A 4568-nucleotide genomic window follows, 5' to 3' on the forward strand; every position below is an offset into this window, starting at 1 on the left:
TCTCATCCTTATGTTGTTCCAATGACCCTTATTGGAACATTGGATTGGCCTTTCTCATCCTTGGGTTGTTCCAATGACCCTTATTGGAACATTGGATTGGCTTTTCTCATCCATCGAGTTGTTCCAATGACCCTTATTGGAACAACTCGATGGTGTTCTTAAAACACATTAATGAGGTTTTGATTGATCTGCGTCCTGCTCCAATAAATGTTTATACTTAGGATTCCTCGCGACAAATTCATGGAGCTGAGAACCGTAATGCTCGATCCACTGGCGGACTACCTTTTCGGTCATTTCACTTCCCATGTAATTATGGCCGGCTTTGGCATAGGTTGCTTCGAAGTCGCCCCATAATAGTTCCACCCATGTCAATGCCTTTTCATATGGGATATCTCTGTTTTTTTCCAGAAGCAGCCTGGCTAAATGTTCATGATATTCATGCATGGTGCTCATCCTTTGCCAATTTTTATTATAGTTATGCAACGTTTATGTTTATCCAATACTATAGATGCGTGCAGCTTTTGGGCTTACACGTAATAATACCCGTCACGGAGGCCAATATGCGAAATAAAGTAACCAACTTCCCAAACCAAAACAACAACAAGTTCGAAGGTGAGCCGCGGGCAAAAGCAGAATATGCCTCAAAAAGGGCTGACGGTACCATCAATACTCATCCGCAGGAACGCATGTATGCTTCTTCACACCGTGAGGATGATACGACTGCAGCAATAAAGGATCATTAAATTGTAAAACCAGGAGAGTTACTCCTGGTTTTGCTCCAATTTTACCAAAAGCGAAATGGGCAGTGCTTCTTCGTTTCCTTCACCACTTAAGCGTGCTCCCCAGGCAAACACTCCATTCATGTAATCAATCTTGAAGTAAGAGCCTGGATCTCCCTCAATCTGATAAATTTCTCCCGGTTCGAAATCATCCGGATTCAACATATACGATTTTGCCATGGCGGTTTTGCGTTCATATACGGCTAGCTCGCTCGCCATGCCCATTTGCTCGGCTTTTCTTGCCTTATCACGAAGGCTTGCGATTTCCTGGTTCAATTCATACTCTGTCATTTCGCTGTAACGTTTATCTCTGCTCATATTTTTCACTCCTGGATTGTTCTTGCTTTTAACATTCGATTATTTGATATATAACTAAATTATAGCATGTTATCTTAAGGAGGCTACCATGAAAGCGATCATCATGACTGGAGCAGGATCAGGCCTTGGAAAAGAACTTTCTCTGCTGTTGGCCAAACAAAACTACCATATGATTTTAACCGGAAGAACAGAAGATAAACTAAAAGACGTTCAGGCTCAAATTGAGCAATCAGGTGGGAGTGCAACCACCCTTGAGCTAGATATCCGAAATCTGGAGGATGTAAAAGAGAAGGCTCTTCTCCTTAGCAAAAAGCACGAACTCTACGGTCTCGTTAATAACGCTGGAGTCGGCTATTTTGGTCCTTTCTCTGAAATCTCCGACCAGGACATCGAGGGAATGTTCCAGACCAATGTATTCGGAACGATTCAAATGACAAAAGCCATCCTTCCATATTTAGAATTGAACAAAGAAGGTATTGTACTGAACATCGTCTCCACTGCCGGGCTGCGCGGCAAGAAAAATGAAGCTGTGTATTGCTCAAGCAAGTTTGCTGTAAGGGGCTTTACCGAAAGCATGCAGAAGGAATATGAAGGAACTGAAATCCGATTCGTTGCTGCTTATATGGGCGGAATGGATACTCCCTTCTGGGAAGGCAGCGACCATATCGACGATCCATCAAGATTCAGGACTGCTGCAGAGGTTGCAGATATTATTATCAACAATCTAGAAAAGGATGAAATTGTGATAGAATCAAAAAAATCATGACGATTGTCATGATTTTTTTTAATCCTCATTTTCCTTCTCATTTATGAATTCATCGATTAATTCCATCGGGAATCCTTTCCGATATAAAGCCATTTTCATTTTTTGTCTATACTCACGTGCGGGAAGCTTCACATGCTTGTTATGGAGTTTTTCTCCCTGATATCGGAGAGCATCCATTTCGCTGTCATCTTCTTTTTCCACTTCTGTTTGCTCCAATGCTGCACGGATGATCGGGAAGGCATACCCTTTCCTTTGCAGCATTTGTTCAATTTTCTGCTTCAAAATCCTCGAAGAATCCTTCTTATTTTTCAAGGCATATTTCTCACTGAGCTTAATAGCCTTTTCGAGCTGGTCATCGAATGAGACCTCATCCACTACTTTAGAAATGATATCTGGGCGTATTCCCTTTTCCTTTAATTCCCTTTTCATAACCTCTGCCCCTTTATCCGTTGTATTGATTTGCGTCCGAACATAGGCAAGAGCAAAATCCTCGTCATTCAAAAATTTCAAATCATGCAATTTGTGAATGGCTTCTTTTATGACAGGCTCTGCCACTTCTTTTTTCTTCAGATGAGTTCGCACTTCTGCTTCGGATCTCATCCGGTGTGCCAGATAGTTAATGGACATATTATATGCCTTCCGGATATCATCCTGGAAAAGCATTTCTGTTACGCCAAAATCATCAAGCTCCATCCCTTTTTTCAATTGATATTTAATGAGAACATCTTCATCTACACTGAAAGCATATTCTTCACCGCGTCCACTGTCGGTAAAAATACTATAACGGTCCTTATTATGTTTCTGAACGGAGATTTTAGAAATAATTGGCATGTGATTTCACCTCTCAAGGCCTTGTTTAGCAAGAATAGTTTCTTCTACTAATCCTCATACCTAACTTTAACACATTAAAAGAAGGTTTATCATGCGATAGGAAGTAATATATAAAAGTAGTGGAGCTTAAGGGGGAATACTAATGAAAATCGCGATTTCCGGAGGTACCGGTCTTGTCGGCAAAGCATTAAGCAGTGAATTGATCCGCAATGGCCATGAAGTGATTATTTTAACTCGGAGCAAAATAAATTCCAGTGCAAATCCTCAATTTATTCAATGGCTCAATGACGGCGACCAGCCCGAAAAAGCGCTCGAAGGGATAGATGCAATTGTCAACCTTGCCGGTGCAACGATCAACCACCGATGGACAGATGAATATAAACAAGAAATACTTGAAAGCCGTCTTCGGGCTACGTCAGAAATAAATCGGATAATCGGAAAATTAAAGCTGAAACCGGAAGTCGTTATTAATGCGAGCGCGGTTGGTTACTATGGCACTTCGGTGACTGCAGAGTTTTCGGAGCAGTCTGCTCAGGGAAATGATTTTCTTGCTGAAACGGTTGCTCGTTGGGAGACAGCCGCCAGTGCGGCCAGTGACTCAGGAGTACGTGTTGTACTTTGCCGTTTTGGCGTTATTCTTGATGAAAAAGGGGGTGCTCTACCCCGGATGGTTATGCCATATAAATTATTTGGCGGCGGAAAAATCGGTTCAGGCCAGCAATGGTTATCATGGATCCATATCAAAGATGTTGTAGGTGGTATTATGTTTGCGATTGAAAATAATCAGTTAACTGGCCCGGTTAATTTCTCATCACCTGAACCTGTTAACATGGATCAATTCGGAAAGACTCTGGCTAAGGTTATCAACAAACCACATTGGATGCCTGTCCCCTCCTTTTTGCTAAAACTGATTCTCGGGGAAATGAGTATACTCGTGCTAGAAGGTCAGCGTGTCTTGCCAGAAAAACTGCTCCGTGCTGGCTTCGAATTCCACTTTCCCCATCTACAGGACGCGTTAAAGGATATTTCCGGAAAATAAATTCGATTAAAACTTTTCAAGAAGGAGATACTTGTAAAGTAAATCATTTTGAAAGGGTGGGCAAAATGGAAAAAAAGAAAAAGGACAAAACAAAAAGTACTTTATCAAGCATGCAGGAATTTACATACAGCCATGAATTCAAAAAGGCTGACAGGGCTGGCGGCTATACAGCTGGAAAGAGATATTAGGCATTAAGAAGACACTTATGGCAAATCCTAAAAGTACGGAAATAATTCATTTCCGTACTTTTTCAATTTAGAAAGGGGTTTTTTCGAATGGGACGTTCCAGAGGACAGAAATCACGTGGCAAAAATAGTGCATCACTTCCACAGGTTCCTAAAAACATGAAAACAGATGGAATCGATGTTGAATTCAATCGTGAGCTTGCCGATCAGGCCGACCTTGAAGCATTGGCCCGCTCAAAAGCTGCTGATGGACGTGCGAAAAGAAAAATGAAATAACCCTGATAAGAAAAGCGCAAGCGCCTTGTATAAGGAACGGCGACTAACTACGCCACTTCCTGTGGCAACGTCGCCGTCAGCACATCCTGTGCAAGTCCGACAAGCGCTGGCCGACTAAAAACGCCGCGTCCTGTGGCAACGTCGGCACTAGGACGTCCTGTCCATCGAAAGGCCGACCGGTGAAGTCGTTCTTTGACTTCATTGGCAGGACCGAAGCGTCTCGTGGAGTTAGGAGCCGCAGCCAGACAAGCAACTCGAGGGGCTAGGCGCTGGAGCTGGACATTTCTCGGAGTGAATTTTATACTCCCTTACCCTTTTAAAAAAACCAAAAGCAGGATCCATTTAGGATCCTGCTTTTGATTTTAAGGGAGAGG

General features: G+C 42.6%; 8 protein-coding genes. 5 read left to right on the plus strand and 3 right to left on the minus strand.

Annotated elements, in window-relative coordinates; all coding sequences use genetic code 11:
- Positions 1-168 precede the first annotated feature (168 nt).
- Entirely contained in the window at positions 169-444 is a 276-nt protein-coding gene (locus WB217_RS05555; RefSeq protein WP_423991432.1) for a YfhJ family protein, read from the minus strand.
- A 116-nt stretch (positions 445-560) separates the two neighbouring features.
- Between WB217_RS05555 and WB217_RS05560 the strand changes: the two genes are divergently transcribed.
- Entirely contained in the window at positions 561-743 is a 183-nt protein-coding gene (locus WB217_RS05560; RefSeq protein ID WP_335377165.1) for a small, acid-soluble spore protein K, read from the plus strand.
- 18 nt (positions 744-761) lie between these two features.
- On the opposite strand, the gene WB217_RS05565 is transcribed toward WB217_RS05560, so the two are convergent.
- Positions 762-1097 carry a YfhH family protein gene (locus WB217_RS05565; RefSeq protein ID WP_423991434.1) on the minus strand — a complete coding sequence of 112 codons (336 nt, stop codon included), beginning with the start codon at positions 1095-1097 and terminating at the stop codon, positions 762-764.
- 88 nt (positions 1098-1185) lie between these two features.
- Here WB217_RS05565 and WB217_RS05570 point away from each other — a divergent pair, with 88 nt between their 5' ends.
- The gene (locus WB217_RS05570) at positions 1186-1863 is read left to right on the plus strand and encodes an SDR family NAD(P)-dependent oxidoreductase (protein WP_423991436.1); all 678 of its coding nucleotides are present in this window, start codon (positions 1186-1188) and stop codon (positions 1861-1863) included.
- Between the two features lie 18 nt (positions 1864-1881).
- Here WB217_RS05570 and recX read toward each other — a convergent pair whose 3' ends face one another.
- Positions 1882-2694 (minus strand): recombination regulator RecX, encoded by an 813-nt coding sequence (gene recX / locus WB217_RS05575; protein WP_423991438.1) that lies wholly within the window; start codon positions 2692-2694, stop codon positions 1882-1884.
- Between the two features lie 142 nt (positions 2695-2836).
- On the opposite strand from recX, the gene WB217_RS05580 reads away from it, so the two are divergent.
- The 3 genes from WB217_RS05580 (at position 2837) to WB217_RS05590 (ending at position 4194) form a co-directional block, all read left to right on the plus strand.
- Positions 2837-3733, plus strand: coding sequence for a TIGR01777 family oxidoreductase (locus WB217_RS05580; protein ID WP_423991440.1), 897 nt, complete (start codon positions 2837-2839; stop codon positions 3731-3733).
- 65 nt (positions 3734-3798) lie between these two features.
- Entirely contained in the window at positions 3799-3921 is a 123-nt protein-coding gene (locus tag WB217_RS05585; RefSeq protein WP_423991442.1) for a YfhE family protein, read from the plus strand.
- 87 nt (positions 3922-4008) lie between these two features.
- Positions 4009-4194: a YfhD family protein gene (locus tag WB217_RS05590; protein ID WP_423991444.1), complete on the plus strand. Its 186-nt coding sequence runs from the start codon at positions 4009-4011 to the stop codon at positions 4192-4194.
- Positions 4195-4568 lie beyond the last annotated feature (374 nt).

The sequence above is a fragment of the Mesobacillus sp. genome (genome assembly GCF_049588175.1).
Taxonomy (GTDB): domain Bacteria; phylum Bacillota; class Bacilli; order Bacillales; family Cytobacillaceae; genus Mesobacillus.

What these genes read in the sequence shown, in the direction of transcription:
- WB217_RS05555 (WP_423991432.1), bottom strand. Translation starts at nt 444, where the DNA reads ATGCATGAATATCATGAACATTTAGCCAGGCTGCTTCTGGAAAAAAAC.
- WB217_RS05560 (WP_335377165.1), top strand. Translation starts at nt 561, where the DNA reads ATGCGAAATAAAGTAACCAACTTCCCAAACCAAAACAACAACAAGTTC.
- WB217_RS05565 (WP_423991434.1), bottom strand. Translation starts at nt 1,097, where the DNA reads ATGAGCAGAGATAAACGTTACAGCGAAATGACAGAGTATGAATTGAAC.
- WB217_RS05570 (WP_423991436.1), top strand. Translation starts at nt 1,186, where the DNA reads ATGAAAGCGATCATCATGACTGGAGCAGGATCAGGCCTTGGAAAAGAA.
- recX (WP_423991438.1), bottom strand. Translation starts at nt 2,694, where the DNA reads ATGCCAATTATTTCTAAAATCTCCGTTCAGAAACATAATAAGGACCGT.
- WB217_RS05580 (WP_423991440.1), top strand. Translation starts at nt 2,837, where the DNA reads ATGAAAATCGCGATTTCCGGAGGTACCGGTCTTGTCGGCAAAGCATTA.
- WB217_RS05585 (WP_423991442.1), top strand. Translation starts at nt 3,799, where the DNA reads ATGGAAAAAAAGAAAAAGGACAAAACAAAAAGTACTTTATCAAGCATG.
- WB217_RS05590 (WP_423991444.1), top strand. Translation starts at nt 4,009, where the DNA reads ATGGGACGTTCCAGAGGACAGAAATCACGTGGCAAAAATAGTGCATCA.